The 16887-nt window shown below is 58.9% G+C and carries 19 protein-coding genes; 17 read left to right on the forward strand and 2 right to left on the reverse strand.

What is annotated here, in order from left to right; genetic code table 11:
* Positions 1 to 15 precede the first annotated feature (15 nt).
* From fliF to flhB, 17 genes are all read left to right on the forward strand, one after another.
* The gene (gene fliF / locus ARC85_RS02760; RefSeq protein ID WP_011785471.1) at positions 16 to 1722 is read left to right on the forward strand and encodes a flagellar basal-body MS-ring/collar protein FliF; all 1707 of its coding nucleotides are present in this window, start codon (positions 16 to 18) and stop codon (positions 1720 to 1722) included.
* Complete coding sequence (gene fliG / locus ARC85_RS02765) at positions 1715 to 2758, forward strand: flagellar motor switch protein FliG (protein ID WP_011785470.1); 1044 nt, start codon at positions 1715 to 1717, stop codon at positions 2756 to 2758. Before fliF ends, fliG begins: the two co-directional genes overlap by 8 nt.
* The gene (locus ARC85_RS02770) at positions 2758 to 3648 is read left to right on the forward strand and encodes a flagellar assembly protein FliH (RefSeq protein WP_286714252.1); all 891 of its coding nucleotides are present in this window, start codon (positions 2758 to 2760) and stop codon (positions 3646 to 3648) included. Before fliG ends, ARC85_RS02770 begins: the two co-directional genes overlap by 1 nt.
* Positions 3629 to 5020: a flagellar protein export ATPase FliI gene (fliI, locus tag ARC85_RS02775; RefSeq protein WP_286714253.1), complete on the forward strand. Its 1392-nt coding sequence runs from the start codon at positions 3629 to 3631 to the stop codon at positions 5018 to 5020. Before ARC85_RS02770 ends, fliI begins: the two co-directional genes overlap by 20 nt.
* Positions 5020 to 5463, forward strand: coding sequence for a flagellar export protein FliJ (gene fliJ / locus ARC85_RS02780; protein ID WP_286714254.1), 444 nt, complete (start codon positions 5020 to 5022; stop codon positions 5461 to 5463). The genes fliI and fliJ overlap by 1 nt, the downstream gene beginning before the upstream one ends.
* Before the next feature lie 137 nt (positions 5464 to 5600).
* The gene (locus tag ARC85_RS02785) at positions 5601 to 5906 is read left to right on the forward strand and encodes an STAS domain-containing protein (protein ID WP_014421036.1); all 306 of its coding nucleotides are present in this window, start codon (positions 5601 to 5603) and stop codon (positions 5904 to 5906) included.
* Between the two features lie 10 nt (positions 5907 to 5916).
* A complete protein-coding gene (locus ARC85_RS02790) occupies positions 5917 to 7641 on the forward strand; it encodes a fused response regulator/phosphatase (protein ID WP_222179974.1) in 1725 nt (574 codons plus the stop codon).
* 23 nt (positions 7642 to 7664) lie between these two features.
* Positions 7665 to 8015: an Hpt domain-containing protein gene (locus tag ARC85_RS02795; RefSeq protein WP_286714255.1), complete on the forward strand. Its 351-nt coding sequence runs from the start codon at positions 7665 to 7667 to the stop codon at positions 8013 to 8015.
* A 97-nt stretch (positions 8016 to 8112) separates the two neighbouring features.
* Positions 8113 to 9297 (forward strand): flagellar hook-length control protein FliK, encoded by a 1185-nt coding sequence (locus tag ARC85_RS02800; protein ID WP_286714256.1) that lies wholly within the window; start codon positions 8113 to 8115, stop codon positions 9295 to 9297.
* A 181-nt stretch (positions 9298 to 9478) separates the two neighbouring features.
* Positions 9479 to 9979 carry a flagellar basal body-associated FliL family protein gene (locus ARC85_RS02805; protein WP_278800227.1) on the forward strand — a complete coding sequence of 167 codons (501 nt, stop codon included), beginning with the start codon at positions 9479 to 9481 and terminating at the stop codon, positions 9977 to 9979.
* Between the two features lie 42 nt (positions 9980 to 10021).
* The gene (gene fliM / locus ARC85_RS02810) at positions 10022 to 11020 is read left to right on the forward strand and encodes a flagellar motor switch protein FliM (protein WP_011785461.1); all 999 of its coding nucleotides are present in this window, start codon (positions 10022 to 10024) and stop codon (positions 11018 to 11020) included.
* Positions 11013 to 11510, forward strand: coding sequence for a flagellar motor switch protein FliN (fliN, locus tag ARC85_RS02815; protein ID WP_224849131.1), 498 nt, complete (start codon positions 11013 to 11015; stop codon positions 11508 to 11510). Before fliM ends, fliN begins: the two co-directional genes overlap by 8 nt.
* 1 nt (position 11511) lies before the next feature.
* On the forward strand, positions 11512 to 11961 hold the full coding sequence (fliO, locus tag ARC85_RS02820) for a flagellar biosynthetic protein FliO (RefSeq protein WP_023010594.1): 450 nt from the start codon (positions 11512 to 11514) through the stop codon (positions 11959 to 11961).
* A 4-nt stretch (positions 11962 to 11965) separates the two neighbouring features.
* Entirely contained in the window at positions 11966 to 12727 is a 762-nt protein-coding gene (gene fliP / locus ARC85_RS02825) for a flagellar type III secretion system pore protein FliP (RefSeq protein WP_011785458.1), read from the forward strand.
* 9 nt (positions 12728 to 12736) lie between these two features.
* Complete coding sequence (gene fliQ, locus ARC85_RS02830) at positions 12737 to 13006, forward strand: flagellar biosynthesis protein FliQ (RefSeq protein WP_011785457.1); 270 nt, start codon at positions 12737 to 12739, stop codon at positions 13004 to 13006.
* Between the two features lie 4 nt (positions 13007 to 13010).
* On the forward strand, positions 13011 to 13796 hold the full coding sequence (gene fliR / locus ARC85_RS02835) for a flagellar biosynthetic protein FliR (RefSeq protein ID WP_278351310.1): 786 nt from the start codon (positions 13011 to 13013) through the stop codon (positions 13794 to 13796).
* Between the two features lie 2 nt (positions 13797 to 13798).
* Positions 13799 to 14935 carry a flagellar biosynthesis protein FlhB gene (gene flhB / locus ARC85_RS02840; protein ID WP_113878972.1) on the forward strand — a complete coding sequence of 379 codons (1137 nt, stop codon included), beginning with the start codon at positions 13799 to 13801 and terminating at the stop codon, positions 14933 to 14935.
* Positions 14936 to 14988: 53 nt separating this feature from the next.
* Here the strand turns inward: flhB and ARC85_RS02845 are convergent, their stop codons facing one another.
* Together ARC85_RS02845 and upp are read right to left on the reverse strand one after the other, a co-directional pair.
* Complete coding sequence (locus tag ARC85_RS02845) at positions 14989 to 16245, reverse strand: uracil-xanthine permease family protein (protein WP_278351311.1); 1257 nt, start codon at positions 16243 to 16245, stop codon at positions 14989 to 14991.
* Between the two features lie 2 nt (positions 16246 to 16247).
* Positions 16248 to 16886 (reverse strand): uracil phosphoribosyltransferase, encoded by a 639-nt coding sequence (gene upp / locus ARC85_RS02850; protein WP_011785453.1) that lies wholly within the window; start codon positions 16884 to 16886, stop codon positions 16248 to 16250.
* Position 16887: the final 1 nt, after the last annotated feature.

Consider the following 16887-nt stretch of genomic DNA (forward strand, 5'->3'; position numbering starts at 1 on the left):
TAACGGAGCAACAGCATGGCAAGCGTACCCGCGGAAACCGCCGCCTCTGACCTGCCGGCTACCCAGGAGAGTGATACTCCTGAGAGCCGTAGCAATCTTTTGCTCGGGTTCAACCGATTGAATCTGCTCCGCCAGGTCGGGCTTATGGTGGGGCTGGCCGCCAGTGTGGCACTGGGTGTGGCTGTGGTGCTCTGGGCTCAGGAGCCCAATTACCAGCCGGTGGTGGGGGATCTGTCTGCCTACAACCCGCAGGACGTGACCACCATCCTCGACAGCAACGGTATCGATTACAAGATGGACCCCCGCACCGGAGCATTGCTGGTGCCGTCTGAACAGGTCTATAGCGCGCGCCTCAAGCTTGCTGCTGAAGGCGTAACCGACCAGAAGACCATGGGCTATGAGTTGCTGGACCAGGAACGTGGTCTGGGAACGTCCCAGTTCATGGAAACCATCAGCTACCGGCGCGGACTGGAGGGCGAACTGGCTCGGACCATCGCAGCCATGCGCGGTGTCCGTAATGCTCGTGTGCACCTGGCTATTCCAGAGCGCTCGGTGTTTATCCGGGATGCCAGGGAGCCAACCGCCTCGGTGTTTCTTGAGGTATTTGCGGGACGTCGTCCGGAGCCCGAGCAGATTCGGGCCATCGTCAACCTGGTGGCCGGCAGCATTCCGATGATGAACCGGGATCAGGTGACTGTGGTTGACCAGAACGGCAATCTGTTGACGGGCGATGAGGTTCAGGCCGAAACAGACCGGATGAAAGACCAGTATGAATACACGTCCAGGGTTGAAGAGCGGCTGACCCGCCGTGTCGCCTCATTGATTGGCCCAATTGTCGGGGAAGGGCGTTACCGCGCGGAAGTCACCGCCGACCTCGACTTCTCTGCGGTCGAGCGTGCCGAGGAATTATACAATCCGGAGCAACAGGCGGTGCGTAGTGAACGCGAGTTGTCTGAGCAGCGTGTGGCGGGAGCCCAGGGTGGTATTCCCGGCGCGCTGGCCAATCAGCCGCCAGGGGCTGCGACGGTTCCGGAGCAGGCCACCGCCGCCCCAGGGGAAGATGGCGCTCCTGCAGCTCCGCCGGTGAATGTCCGGAGTGAATCCACCCGGAATTATGAACTGGATCGTACCGTCAGCTACACCCGTCAGGAGCTGGGTGCGGTCAAGCGGGTGACCGTGGCCCTTGCCGTGGATGACATGAAAGTGGTCGACCCGGAAACCGGCGAGGTGAGCTATCAACCCTGGCCAGAGGCCGAACTGCAACGGCTGAGCATGCTGGTGCGTGATGCGGTTGGCTATTCCGCGTCCCGCGGAGACAGCGTTACCGTCATGAATACCGCGTTTGCCCCTGAGGAAGCGGTGGAGTTTGAAGCTCCGGGCTTCTGGGAGCAGCCCTGGTTCTGGGATTTGATGAAGCAGGTATTGGCAGGACTGGTCATTTTGATTCTGGTTCTTGGCTTGCTGCGCCCCACCCTGAAGACACTGTCCGGTGGCGGTCGCCGCGAGCGTGGTGAAGGCGGAGAAGAGGGTGAGTATGGTGGCCTTGCTGATATCGAAGGCGGGCAGGCACTACGCGATGCCATGTCGTCTCAGGATGACCTGCTTTTGCCGGGCGCCACAGACAGCTATGATAGACAGTTGAATGCACTCAAAGGCCTGATTGCGGAAGATCCCGCCAGGGTTGCACAGGTTATGCGCCAGTGGGTGAATGTCGATGACTGAAGAAAACGGCCAGTTGCAGGGGGATGCCCCGAAAAAGCCGCAGCGCAAGATTCCGCGAGTGGAGCAGGCAGCGATCCTGCTGATGTCTCTGGGTGAAGCGGACGCTGCTGAGGTGCTCAAGCACATGGGGCCGAAAGAGGTTCAGCGGGTTGGCGTCGCCATGGCGCAGATGAAAGACGTCAGCAAGGACGACGTCACCTACGTGCTTAACCAGTTTGTGGACGCTGTCGGTGGCCAGACCGGTTTGGGGGTTGGTAATGACGATTATATCCGGGCGATGCTCACCCAGGCGCTGGGTGATGACAAGGCCGCGAGCCTGATTGACCGAATCCTGATTGGCGGCAATACCACCGGCCTGGATACTCTTAAGTGGATGGAGCCCCGGGCTGTGGGCGATATTATCCGTTACGAGCATCCCCAGATTCAGGCCATTGTTATCTCCTACCTAGACCCGGACCAGGCCGCTGAAATTCTTGGCACACTTGATGAAAAAGTGCGACTGGATGTGATGATGCGGGTGGCGTCGCTGGAAAGCATTCAGCCACAGGCCCTGCAGGAACTGAACGACATCCTTGAGAAGCAGTTCTCTGGTGGCGCGGCCTCCCAGACCAGTCGGATTGGTGGCGTGAAGCGAGCGGCCGATATCATGAACTTCATGGATCGGGGGATTGAGGGCTCGTTGATGGATTCCATCAAAGACATGGATCCGGATCTGGCGTCCACCATTGAAGACCTCATGTTCGTGTTTGATAACCTCAAGGATATTGATGATCGGGGTATTCAGGCGCTGCTTCGAGAGGTCTCCTCGGAGGTGCTGGTGGTGGCGCTCAAAGGTGCCGACGAAGCCGTCAAGGAGAAGATCTTCAAGAACATGTCCAAGCGTGCTGCGGAGTTGCTGCAGGATGATCTGGAAGCCAAGGGGCCGGTCAAGGTCAGCGAAGTCGAAGCGGCCCAGAAAGACATTATCACCGTTGCTCGCCGTATGGCTGAAGCCGGCGAGATCTCGCTGGGTGGTAGTGGCGAAGAAATGATGTGATGAAAGATTCCGATCAGGACAGCAAGCGCATACCGAAAGAACAGATGACCGCCTGGGAACGGTGGGAATTGCCCCTGCTTGATGAGCGCGGAAATCAGGTTGTCGAGGAAGAGGAAGTCAAGCCGCTGACCGCGGCCGACCTGGAAGAGATTCGCCAGGCTGCCCGCGAGGACGGTTTTCAGGAGGGCCGGCAGGCCGGTTACGCTGAAGGCTTTGAGCAGGGTCGCGCAGACGGGCACAAAGATGGCTACGCCGCAGGCGAGGCGGAGGGGCGGAGCGAGGGCGAGCAGCAGGCAGCGGAGCAGACGCGTCAGGAAGTTGCCTCCCGGATGGAACGGCTGGAGCATCTGATGGGTGAGCTGTTGTTGCCCATCGAGCGCCATGAAGACGAGCTGGAAGCGGTGCTGGTCAACCTCACTACCGTATTGGCCCGGGCGGTGGTCTTCCGTGAGCTCAGCATTGATTCCTCCCAGATTCGCCAGGTGGTGCGTCGGGCTCTGTCGTCACTGCCCTCTACCGCCGATAATCTCCGCATTCATATTCACCCCGACGATATCGAGCCGGTACGGGAAGTCACAGAGCGCCTGGAATCACCGGCGGTCCTCATTGAGGACGACTCTCTCATGCCTGGTGGCTGTAAAGTGGAATCGCGCCATAGTCTGGTGGATTACACCGTGGAGAAGCGCTTCCAGCGGGTGGTTCAGGCTATGCTGGAAGAACAGCTGGCGGAGCCTGCCGGTCCGGATCAGGAGGAGCTGGCACCCAGTATGGGGGAGCTGACCGATTTTCACCGGGATGTGCTGAGTGATTCGGGTATGACATCACCGCCAGAATCCGAGTCTGACGAATTCAACGACCAGGGCCAGGACGATGACATCACGCCTGGCTGAACGGTTACGGCAGCTTCAGGGGGCCATCAGCGACGAGCCGGCGCCAGAATTGTCTGGCCGGCTTACGCGCATGGTGGGTCTCACGCTGGAGTGCGTGGGTTGCCCGATGGTGGTGGGGGACCGTTGTCTGATTCAGGGTGATAGCGCCACCAGTGTTGAAGCGGAAGTGGTGGGGTTTGAGGAAGATAAGGTTTACCTGATGCCGCTGACCGCCATCGAAGGTCTCAAGCCCGGAGCCCGGGTGATTCCTCTGGCCTCGGCCAGCAGGGTGCCGGTGGGCCCGCAAATGCTGGGGCGAGTGGTCAATGGTGCCGGCGACCCGTTGGACGGCAAGGGACCGTTGCAGGCAGAGGCCAGAGTGCAGCTGACCGGCGACATCATCAACCCATTGAACCGGGCTCCGGTGCGTCAGTCCATGGATGTGGGAATCCGTGCAATCAACGCGTTGCTGACCGTAGGGCAGGGGCAGCGTCTCGGCCTGTTTGCCGGCAGTGGTGTCGGTAAGAGTATGCTGCTGGGAATGATGACCCGGTTCACGGATGCAGACATTACCGTGGTTGGGTTGATTGGTGAACGGGGCCGGGAGGTTAAGGAATTCATCGAGGACATTCTCGGCGATGAAGGCCTGGCTCGTTCCGTGGTTGTAGCCGCTCCGGCAGATGACTCGCCGTTGATGCGCCTGCGCGCTGCCATGCTCACCACCCGAATTGCCGAATACTACCGCGATCAGGGTAAGCGCGTTCTTCTTTTAATGGATTCTCTCACCCGCTATGCCCAGGCACAGCGGGAGATCGCCCTGGCCGTAGGCGAACCACCGGCGACCAAGGGTTATCCGCCCTCGGTTTTTGCCAAGCTGCCGCAACTGGTTGAGCGCACAGGCAATGGCCGACCCGGCGGTGGTTCCATTACTGCGTTTTATACCGTTCTGACGGAAGGCGACGACCAGCAGGATCCGATTGCCGATGCAGCCCGGGCCATCCTTGATGGTCACATCGTGTTATCCCGACGCCTGGCGGAAGAAGGCCACTATCCGGCCATAGATGTGGAAGCCTCCATCAGCCGGGTGATGCCCCAAGTGACCGATCCGGAGCACTTCTCCCGGGCCCAGAGATTCAAGCAGGTGTATTCCCGTTATCAGCAGGCCCGTGATCTGATCAGTGTGGGTGCCTATGTGAAAGGTTCCGACCCGGAGACTGACTTTGCCATTCAGCACATAGGCAATATGAGCCAGTTTCTGCAGCAGGGGCTGAATGAACGTGCTCCCCTCACGGAGGCGATTGAGCAACTGATGGCGGTAGTGCCGGAACGACGTTCACCGGAACGAAGAAAGACGGCGGTGCCGAACCCCGCCGGCAATCGGGATAATGTCTGATGCTGCGATCGAAACGGCTTGAAGTTGTCCTCGCCCTTGAAGAGCGGAAAGAACAGGAAGCGTTGGAACGCCTTGGTGAGGCTCGTAAGCAGGTGGAGGCGCATCGCGAACAGGTGGAAAACCTGGAGCGCTATCAGCAGGAGTATCGTGACCAGATCCGCGCGAGCCAGCAGGGTGTGGTTCCTGTGGCGCGACTGCAGGCCTGGCAGGCTTTTATCGCCCAGCTGGACCAGGTGATTGCCCAGCAACAGCGGCAGCTGCAACAGGCTGAACAGGTGTTTGAAGCCAGGCGCCGGGAGTGGCAACAGGCCTGGGAACGTCGCCGTGGTATGGAAAAATACATTGAGTCCTGCCGGCAACAGGAACAACGGGAACAGGATCTCAGCGACCAGAAACTGGCGGACGAAGCTGCCGGTCGGGCCTTTGCCCGGCGACAGCGATAATTGCAGTCCCCGGTGATCTGCATCAGATAACCCGGATGCAATTTCCGTTTATTTGACTATCCTTTACCAGATAAGCTTGCCATCAATGGCTGGCAGCAAAGGAAAGTCATTGGTGGAATGTGCCGGGAGGTTCAGGAATGCCTATAGAGACACGCCGGAGCGATGACGGCAAGACCCTCACGATCTGCGTGGAGGGTCGGTTCGATTTCAGTACCCATCAATCCTTTCGGGATGCCTACGAGCACAGCGAACCCACCGTCAGCCACTACGTCATTGATCTTTCAGACACCACTTACCTCGACAGCTCTGCTCTGGGCATGTTGCTTCTGTTAAGGGATCATGCTGGCGGAGATGGCGCCCGCATCTCAATCGAGAACTGCAACAGCGATGTCCGGCGAATTCTCTCCATTTCCAACTTCGAGCAGTTGTTCAGCATTCGCTGAGGCGATTCCCTTGAAGGTACTTCTTGCCGAGGACAGTGCCAGCGACAGGTTGATTCTGGCGCGGCTGGTAAGTCGCCTGGGCCATACCGTGATTGAAGCCGAAGACGGTACCGAGGCGGTGGATCTGTTCCGGGAGACCCAGCCGGATCTGGTGTTGCTGGACGCCCTGATGCCGCGGATGGACGGAATGGAGGCCGCTCGTCAAATCAAGGCTCTGGCAGGCGAGCGCCTGGTGCCGCTCATCTTTCTCACCTCCCTGTCCGGGGCGGGCGATTTGGCCCGGTGTCTTGAGGCCGGCGGCGACGACTTTCTCGTTAAACCCTACAATCGCGTGATTCTTGAAGCGAAGATCAACGCGTTCAATCGTATGAGGGGGTTGCACCAGGCATTGTCGGACCAGCGTGACCATATTCGGCGCCAGAATCAGCAGATGCTGGACGAGCAGCGCACGGCGCGGAGGGTGTTCGATAACATTGCCCATACCGGTTGTCTGGATGCCCCCAACATCCGCCACCATGCCTCCCCCCTCTCGGTTTTCAACGGTGATGTATTGTTTGCTGCTCAGCGCCCCGGGGGCGGCACTCTGGTGTTTCTGGGTGATTTCACCGGGCACGGATTACCTGCCGCCATTGGCGCCATGCCGGTTGCTGAAATCTTCTACGGGATGGCGGCCAAAGGCTTTGGCGCCCCGGATGTCCTCCGGGAAATCAACCGCAAGCTTCGGCGAATACTGCCGGTAGGCATGTTCTGTTGTGGTTTGATGGTTGAGGCTGACTTCAAACACAACAGCCTGCGTGTCTGGAATGGTGGCTTGCCGGATGGCTGGCTGTTGCGTGCCGCAGGCGACCGCGTCGCCATTCCGTCCCGGCATCTGCCGCTGGGCGTTCAGGAGCCGGACCAGTTTTCGGCCTCCATGACCGTGCTGGATGCGGCACCGGGCGACTGGCTGGTGATGATGACCGACGGGCTCCCCGAGGCGCCCAATAGTGGCGGTGAAAGCCTGGGCGAGGAAGGTGTCCTGAGCGTTCTGGCGGGTCTGGAAGCAGGGCAGGAGCCGTTCGAGGCCCTGCTGGAGAGAATGCAGCAGCACACCGGGAAGCCAGAGCTGGCTGATGACCTGACGCTCTGCTGCCTGCAAATGGTCCGGGCGGAGGCGCCAGAGGCAATGCCCGACAAGATTCCTGAATCGGCGTTGACGGGCCCGGCGGACTGGCGCTGCGTCTATGAGCTAAGGGAACAGACTCTGGCAGACTTCAACCCACTGCCGCTTTTACTGCATATCTGTATGGAAGTGCCCGGACTGAGGAGCCGAAGCGGTGAGGTCTACACCCTGTTGTCGGAACTCTACAACAATGCTCTTGAGCACGGTGTTCTGGCCCTGTCCTCAGAGTGGAAAACGTCACCTGGCGGTTTCAGTCGCTATTACCAGGAGCGAACGCGCAGACTGGGGAGCACCGATGGGCATTTCATACGGTTTTCTCTTGAGCATCAGCCCAGGGAGGGCGGAGGTACCCTTACCGTTGTCTGTGAAGACAGTGGTGATGGTTTTGATTTTGCTGAATATTCTGACACAGTGATGCAACAGCAGGCGGCTTCAACCGGCCGATACGCGGGCCGGGGGCTGGAAATCCTCCGGCGTATGACGCGAAATCTCAAGGTTCACGGCCGAGGCAATCGCGTGGAAATCGTCTATGATTGGTGGTTCCCCGACGCGGCCATAATCAGTGGCGCCTGAGTGCCGACAAACGAGGATAGCGAATGAACGACAAACCCCATCTTGACGTGGAGGCGCTGGCCGAACTGCAGGATGTGATGGAAGACGAGTTTGATGTCCTGATCCAGACCTACCTGGCAGACTCCCGTTCACGCATTGACGGCCTGAGGGAGGCGCTGGCAACGGCCGATCCGGAGCACTTCGCCAAGACCGCGCACAGCTTCAAGGGCAGTTGCATCAATATCGGTGCTCCCAGGCTCGGAGGCCTGTGTTTTGAGGCCGAGCAGCTGGGCAAGGACGCGACTCTGGAACAGGCCCCTGCAGTGCTTGAGCGGATTGAGGCCGAGTTTTCGGAAGTGGCCCAGCGTTTGCAGAATTTTGGCCAGGAGGTCTGACCGTCACCCCGCGCGGAGGTTTGGCACCGCTTTTGCAGTTTTCAGGAAAACGCTCCGAACAGGGGCTACCTGAGATCTAAAGCGGCAAGAGGTTGCCATGCAACAGACCATACTTCCCCAGGCACCGGCGAAAACGAGTCAGTCGGAGGTCGGTGCAGCGAAACCGCAGGGCCGGAAAGACGCGGAGGCCGGTGACAGTCGTTTTGACGAGCTGTCCAGGGCCGAGCAGAAGCGGATGGATGCCAAGCGCGCCGAACGTCGGGATCAGGCTGATGCCGCGCAGGAACGCAAGGCAGCCGACCGGGCTGATGAGAAAGCTGAAGCCTCCAGTGCCCGGCCAGAGAAAAACGATACGCCCACTGACCAGAAGCGGGTAGCGGACTCCGATTCACCGGCCCGTCCTTCCTCGGCCAGTGACACCAGCAATACCGGCGATACTGAGGCAGACGATGCCCTGGTCGTTGCAGAACCGCTGGTGCCCCTGACATTCGCCAATCTTCAGTCGCTGTATCCTGCAACCGCCAACCAATCCGGTACGGGCGGGCCTGAGAGCCTGGCTTCAAATATGGCGTTCACAGGAACTCAGGCCGCTTCCGGACTGATCAAGGGCCTGCCAGGGCAAACATCTGCCGGGGGAGGCAGCACCGCTCTGGCTCCGGGCATGCAGCTAACCGACCTGCTTGCCGGTGCGACAAGCGCTGAGAGCGCCCGTCCCGTTGATCCGACCAGTCTGCTCTCCAATCCCAGATTCCAGAGTGTAATGGATACCGCAGCGCAGCAGGCAGCACAGCCCGGAAAACTGGCTGCGGACGCCAACATTCCGCTCCGGGGCTACACCACCTCGGTGGATGTGCCGGTTGGACAGGCGGAGTGGGGCGACAAGGTCATGGGCAAGCTCAGTTGGCTGACCGCCCGCAATATGTCGGTTGCCGAAATACACCTCACGCCTCCGGATATGGGGCCAATGGAAGTCAAGGTAAAAGTCCACAACGATCAGGCCAGCGTCACCGTGCATGCGGCCAACCCGGTGGTGAGGGAGCAGCTCGAACAGCACTCCCACCGGCTCCGCGACATGCTGGGTGAACAGGGGTTGTCCCTGGGGCAGTTTGATGTCTCTGACCAGGGCGGTCAGCAGGCCGGTGGCGAGAGTGGTGAGGCCGGTGAGGGCGATGGTCGGTCTTCTGGTGGATCATCACTGGCCAGCCACGATGCTGATGCAGAGTCGTTGAGCACCGGCCAGCTTGATCTGGGCTGGCGGGGTGAAGTGGACGTCTTTGCCTGAGTCCGGATAATTTCTGAACAATTCAGCCTGCTGTTTTCCGACTTCTTTGCCCATCCCCTCCGGCAACGCTAAACTGCGGTTCTGACAACAGGGGATGGGCTGTCTGGCCCGGCCTTTGCTTCACATCGGAGAAAGGTTGTTCGGAGCTTCCCGGACGCCAAAAAAGTGACAAGCGAGTGTTATGGCCGAAAATACTGCGACCGAAGCGCCTGCCAAAAAAGGCAAGCTGAAACTGATCATCATGCTGGTGATCATCATTATCCTGGCGGTGGGTCTTTCCGTGGTCGGGACACTCTGGTTCCTGGGCGGAGGATTGCCCGGCGCAGATGACGGCGAAACCACGACTTCGGCAGAGCCCGCGTTTGTCGCCAGCAGTTATACCGAAATTGAGAAAGCCCTGGTGACTACCGTTCAGGCGCAGGGTCGCCAGCGTTATGCCCAGGTCTATGTGTCATTCGAAGCCAAAGATCCTGCGGCACTGGCCGCTGCTGATGTTCATATGCCGCTTATCCGCAGCCAACTGGTGATGGTGCTGGGCAGCAGCGACTTCATGCAGTTGCAAACGCCGGAAGGTCGTCAGACGCTGGCCGACAGCATGCTGCAGACTGTGAACCAGGTGCTGGAGCAGGAAGGGGAGCCGGCAATCGACCGGGTATTGTTCCGGAATTTCGTGGTTCAGTAATCATACCGGGCGGATAACCAACAGTTAGGGGCAGGAACAGGTATGCAGGATTTACTGTCACAGGACGAGATCGATGCCCTCCTCCACGGGGTGGATGATGGTGACATCGATACCTATGAAGAGACCGATGATACCGGCGTAAAGAACTACGACCTCGCCAGCCAGGATCGGATCGTCCGTGGCCGCATGCCAACGCTCGAGATGATCAACGAGCGTTTTGCCCGCTATACCCGTATCAGTCTGTTCAACCTGCTGCGCCGCAATGCCGATGTCTCCACCGGCGGTGTCCAGATCATGAAGTTCGGTGAGTACATCCATACCCTGTACGTACCCACCAGCCTTAACCTGTGCAAGGTTCGCCCGTTACGCGGTACATCCCTGTTCGTGCTGGACGCCAAGCTGGTGTTCAAACTGGTGGACAACTTCTTCGGTGGTGAGGGCCGCCATGCCAAGATCGAGGGTCGGGAATTCACACCGACCGAAACCCGAATTGTGCAAATGGTACTGAATCAGGTCTTCCACGATATGAAAGAAGCCTGGCATGCGGTCTTGCAGGTGGAATTCGAATACCTCAGCTCGGAAGTCAACCCGGCCATGGCCAACATCGTCAGCCCGAGCGAAGTGGTCGTGGTCAGCACCTTCCATATTGAACTCGATGGGGGGGGCGGCGAACTTCATTTCGCACTGCCGTATTCCATGATCGAGCCAATACGCGATGTGCTGGATGCGGGTGTGCAGAGTGATATTGATGATGTCGACGAACGCTGGGTAAACGCCTTGCAGGAGGACATCAAAGAGGTCAATGTGCCCATCAATACCACCGTCTGCCGGCGCCGCATATCGTTGCGTGACATTGCCCGGATGAAAGCTGGCGATGTGATTCCGGTAGAGATTCCCGAGCACCTGACGGTGACCGCCAATGGTATTCCAATCTACAAGGCAACGCTGGGCACCCGCGACGGTAAGCTGGCGCTGAGGATTCACGACCGGGCCAAGTTGCCCAAGGTAAAGAAACAACTGAAGGTGGGACGCAATGGCTGACGACGACAAGAAAGACGAGCAGGAACTCAGCGAAGACGAAAAGCTGGCGGCCGAGTGGGAAGCGGCAATGGACGAGTCTGGCGATGCAGAGGGCTCCCGGGAAGACGAGTGGGCAGCGGCTATGGCTGAGGCTGAAGGTGGCGACGACCAACCTGAAGCCGAACGCCAGGGCGTGCGCACCGTTCCCATGGAGGAGTTTGGCGCGGACCAGGGCGCTGGTGGTGAGTCTCCTGACATTGACGTAATCCTGGATATTCCGGTTACCATTTCCATGGAAGTGGGGAACACCCAGATTCCGATACGAAACCTGCTTCAGCTGAACCAGGGCTCAGTGATCGAACTCGACCGACTGGCGGGCGAGCCTCTGGACGTGCTGGTTAATGGCACCCTGATCGCCCACGGTGAGGTGGTCATGGTCAATGAGAAGTTTGGTATCCGGTTGACGGACGTGATTAGTCCGGGTGAGCGAATCAAACGGCTGCAGAAATAATATGGCAAGACTGACGGGCTGGCTGCTGTTGTGGGCTCCGCTGCCGCTGTTGGCCGAGGAAACGGCAAAGGCGGGCGAAATCGCCGCCTCTGGTGGGCGTGCCCCGGATACTGTGGCGACGATACTGAGCCTGGGAGCGGGCCTGCTGGCAGTGGTGGCCATCATTTATGGTTGTGCCTGGCTGATCCGTCGGATGGGCGGCATGACCGGTATGAACAACAACGCCATCAAGGTGGTGTCTGTGCTGGCCATCGGTGCCAGGGAACGTATTGCGCTGGTGGAAGTGGGGCAGCAGCAGATTCTGCTTGGTATTACTCCCAGCACGATCAGGACCCTGCATGTATTTGATCAGCCGGTGGTGGATGCCGGCAATGCCGGCTCCAGTGACTTCGCCCGCAAGCTGCAGTCCATGATTGGCAAATCCTGGTCAGCGCCAGAGAGGAAAGACTAACGTCATGGTGGTGGCCATTCTCAAACGCGGTTTTCCCTGGCTTGCGCTGATTGCCGGCCTTTGTCTTCCCGCCTTGGCCCAGGCTGATCTGCCCGGCATTCCGGCATTTACGGTTGAGCCCGGCGAGAACGGCACCGAGGAGTACTCGGTAACCCTGCAGATCCTGGCGCTGATGACCGCGCTGACTTTCCTGCCGGCCATGCTGATGATGATGACCTCGTTTACCCGGATCATCGTGGTCTTTGCGATTCTTCGTCAGGCTCTGGGGCTACAGGCCACACCCTCCAACCAGATTTTGCTGGGGCTGGCGCTGTTTCTGAGCATTTTTATCATGAAGCCGGTACTGGAAGAGGCGAACCGGGTGGGCCTGCAACCATACCTGCAGGAAGAGGTGACTTCACTGGAGGCGGTGGAACTGGCCAGCCAGCCGTTTCGCAAGTTTATGCTGGAGCAGACTCGAGAAGACGACCTGGCGCTGTTCATGAGGATTGCCGATGTTCAGTATGAAACACCGCAGGACGTGTCTTTCTGGATTCTGATGCCAGCGTTTGTCACCAGTGAACTGAAGACGGCGTTCCAGATCGGGTTTATTCTGTTTATACCATTCCTGATCATCGACATGGTGGTGGCCAGTGTTCTGATGGCCATGGGTATGATGATGCTGTCACCCATTATCATCTCGCTGCCCTTTAAAATCATGCTGTTTGTACTGGTGGATGGTTGGGCCCTGATCATGGGTACCCTGGCCGCCAGCTACGGGATCTAGGAGGCAATCATGACTCCGGAAACGGTTATCGACATACTGCGAGAGGCGCTCTGGCTGATTGTATTGCTGTCTGCCGTCATCATCGGGCCGGGCCTGGTGATTGGTCTTGTGGTCAGTACCTTCCAGGCGGCGACCCAGATCAACGAGCAGACCCTCAGTTTCCTGCCTCGCCTTCTGATCACACTGATCGTGATCATTGCCGCCGGGCCCTGGATGCTGACCACCTTGCTGGACCACGCCAACGGGCTGATCTCCCGCATTCCCTATCTGATCGGCTGAGCCCATGCTGCCGGCGGAGTTCAGCGCAGATCTGATCGGCCAGTGGGTGGGGCAGCATATCTGGCCCTTATTCCGGCTGGCCAGTTTTCTCATGGTCATCCCTATTTTCGGTACTCAACTGGTGCCAGCGAGGGTGCGGCTGGGACTGGCGTTACTGATGACCATCCTGATTGTGCCCATGATTCCTCCCGTTCCCCAGGTGGAAGCGCTCAGTGCCGACGCGGTCGTCATCACGCTGCAGCAGATCCTGATTGGCGTCGGCCTGGGCTTCGCCCTGACCGCACTCTGGCAGCTGTTTGTGATCGCCGGCCAGATGATTGCGATGCAGATGGGCCTGGGCTTTGCTTCCATGGTAGACCCCGCCAATGGTGTTAACGTGCCAGTGTTGGCTCAGATCTACACCATCACCATTACTTTGCTGTTTCTGGTGATGAATGGCCATCTGGTGGCCTTCGAGGTGTTCATCGAGAGTTTCTATACCTTGCCTATTGGCCTGGAGGGGCTGGGGCAGGATGGTGTGTGGGCGCTGGCCCATCGCATTTCATGGATGTTTGCCTCTGCTATGTTGCTGGCATTGCCGGCCGTGACTGCGGTCCTGATTGTGAACATCTCTTTCGGTGTAATGACCCGTGCGGCGCCACAGATGAACATCTTCGCCCTCGGCTTTCCGATTGGCCTGATTTTTGGATTGTTTGCTATCTGGGTCTTACACGCCAATTTCCTGCCACACTTCGATCAGTACACGCGGGAAACGTTCGATTTCATGCGTGCTCTGCAAGGGCAACCCTGACCATGGCCGAAGAGAACGACAACAGTCAGGAAAAAACCGAAGAGCCTACCCCCCGACGCCTGGAGAAGGCCAAGGAGGAAGGCCAGACGGCCCGTTCCAAGGAACTCGCCACCATGGCGGTATTGCTGGCCGGTGCTGGTGGGCTTCTGATTTTTGGTACGTCGCTTGGCGCATCTATTGAGTCCATCATGCGCGACTCCTTCGTAATCGAGCGCTCTGCGATTTTTGATACCCGGCATATGAGTGTTCAGCTGATACTGGCAGCCAAAGAGGCGGCCTGGGCGCTGTCACCGATACTGGTGATGTTGCTGATTGCCGCCATTGCCGGCTCCGTTGGCATCGGCGGTCTGCTGTTCAGTGCCAAGGCCATCGCACCGAAATTCAACCGGATGGATCCGATCAAGGGCCTGGGACGAATGTTCTCCATGCGCTCCCTTATCGAGCTGGTTAAGGCGATTGCCAAGGTGGGCCTGGTGATGGCGGTCGCCATCCTGATTCTGAACCTTCGCACCGAAGACTTGCTTGCGATTGCCGAAGAGCCGACCGTACCTGCCATGGAGCACGTGCTGTGGACGCTGGGCTGGAGCTTCTTCTTCCTGTCCTGCGCCACCATTGCCATTGCCGCCATCGATGTGCCTTTCCAGATCTACGATCACCAGAAAAAGCTCCGTATGACCAAGCAGGAGGTCAAGGACGAGTACAAGGACACCGAGGGCAAGCCGGAGGTCAAAGGCAAGATTCGCCAGCTCCAGCGGGAGATGGCCCAACGCCGGATGATGCAGGACGTTCCCAAGGCCGATGTGGTGATTACCAACCCGACCCACTATGCCGTGGCATTGAAGTACGATCAGAAAACCATGGGCGCGCCAGTGGTGGTGGCCAAGGGGGCAGACGAGGTGGCCTTCAAGATTATGGAAATTGCCAGGGAGAACAAGGTCGAGGTCCTGCGAACACCGCCACTGACACGGGCGGTGTATCACAATACCGATATTGGTGAAGAGATTCCGGACGGCCTGTACATGGCCATTGCTCAGGTGCTGGCCTACGTCTTCCAGCTGCGTCAGTTCCGCAAGGGCCGAGGGCCGAAGCCCGGCATGCCGGACTTCCCGATTCCGCCCGATATGCGGCGTGATATCTGAAGCCCTCTATTCCGGCGAACCGGAATAGAGGCAGGATATTGCTTTCCGCGGGGTCAGCTGGATTCGTGCTCGTGAATCCGCTTGCCCCAGGCTTCCCGTTCGCCCGGCAGGATCAGGTTAAGGATGATGGCAACCACTGCGCACAGGGCGATGCCTTCCAGTTGGCCCAGCGCCATGTTGCCGATACCAAAGACCAGGGTCACGCCTACGATCACCAGATTACGGGACTGTGACAGATCCACCTGATGTCGGATCAGGGTATTCAGGCCCACAACGGCGATTGAACCGAACAGCAGGCAGAGGATGCCGCCCATAACCGGTACCGGAATGGTCTGCAACGCGGCACCGAACTTGCCGACAAACGCCAGAACAATGGCAACCACCGCCGCCCACCACATAACTTTCGGGTTGAAGTTCTTGGTCAGCATCACCGCACCGGTTACCTCGGAATAGGTGGTGTTGGGAGGACCGCCAAGCAGCGAGGCAGCGCTCGTGGCCAGACCATCACCCAGCAGGGTACGGTGCAAGCCCGGTTTTTCCAGATAGTTCTTGCGGGTAACGTTACCGATGGCCAGAACGTCGCCGATGTGTTCGATGGCTGGTGCAATGGCGACCGGAATCATGAACAGGATAGCGCCCCAGCTGAACGCCGGTGCTACGAAGTTTGGCATTGCCAGCCACTCAGCCTGTTGGATCGGCGTTGTGTCAACAATGCCCATGATGGCGGAGAGAAGGTAACCCACGAGGACGCCGAACATGATCGGGATCAGCCGGAAAATGCCCTTGGCCCAGACCGACATGATGATGGTCACGGCCAGGGAGATCATGGCAATCCAGATGGCGGTGTTATAGGGCACCAGCTGGGTCTGGCCGTCACCGGTTTTGCCCGTGGCCATAAACACAGCGACGGGCGCCAGCCCCAGGCCGATGGTCATGATGACCGGTGCAATCACCACTGGAGGCAACAGCCGGGTAATGAAACCGGTGCCGCGCAGACGAACCGCCCCGGACAGGATGATATACAGAATGCCTGCGGCCATCAGGCCACCAAGGGTTTCTTCCAGGCCAAAGCGGCCTTTGGAGGCCAGCACCGGCGCGATAAACGCGAACGATGAAGCCAGGAAGATCGGGATCTGGCCACCGGTGACAATGTGAAAAATCAGAGTGCCCAGGCCGGCAGTGAACAGCGCGACGTTCGGGTCCAGGCCGGTAATCAGTGGCATCAGTACCAGGGCGCCAAAAGCCACCAGCAGCATCTGGGAACCGGCAATAGCCTGTTTCCATACCGGATCGTTGTTATGGTCCTGCATGCTCAGACGTCCTTCTGCTTGGTGCCGAAGATCTTGTCGCCGGCATCACCCAGGCCCGGCAGAATGTAGCCTTTCTCGTTCAGGCGCTCATCCACCGATGCGGTGTAGATGGACACGTCCGGGTGTTTTTCCAGAACCTTTTCCACGCCCTCCGGCGCAGCCACCAGAACCAGAGCCCGGATTTCGGTGCTACCGGCCTTTTTGAGCAAATCGATGGTGGAAATCATGGAGCCGCCGGTAGCCAGCATCGGATCGATGATCAGGGCCATGCGCTGATCCAACTCGCCTACCAGTTTTTCCAGGTAAGTTTCCGCTTCGAGGGTGTCTTCGTTGCGGATCTGGCCAACCACGCTCACCCGGGCCACCGGAATCAGGCTCAGGACACCGTCCAGCATGCCCAGACCGGCACGTAGGATGGGCACGATGGTTACCTTCTTGCCGTGGATCTGCTCCACGGAGACCGGGCCGGCCCAGCCTTCAATGGTTTTTTCCTGCAGGTTGAAGTCTTTGGTGGCCTCGTAGGTCAGCAGTGCGCCAACTTCCTGTGCCAGCTCTCGGAAGTTCTTGGTACTGATGTCGGCGCGGCGCATGAGGCCGAGCTTGTGGCGGATCAGAGGGTGCTTCACTTCGTGGATCGGCATG

The sequence above is a fragment of the Marinobacter sp. tcs-11 genome, assembly GCF_002049515.1.
Lineage (GTDB): Bacteria > Pseudomonadota > Gammaproteobacteria > Pseudomonadales > Oleiphilaceae > Marinobacter > Marinobacter nauticus.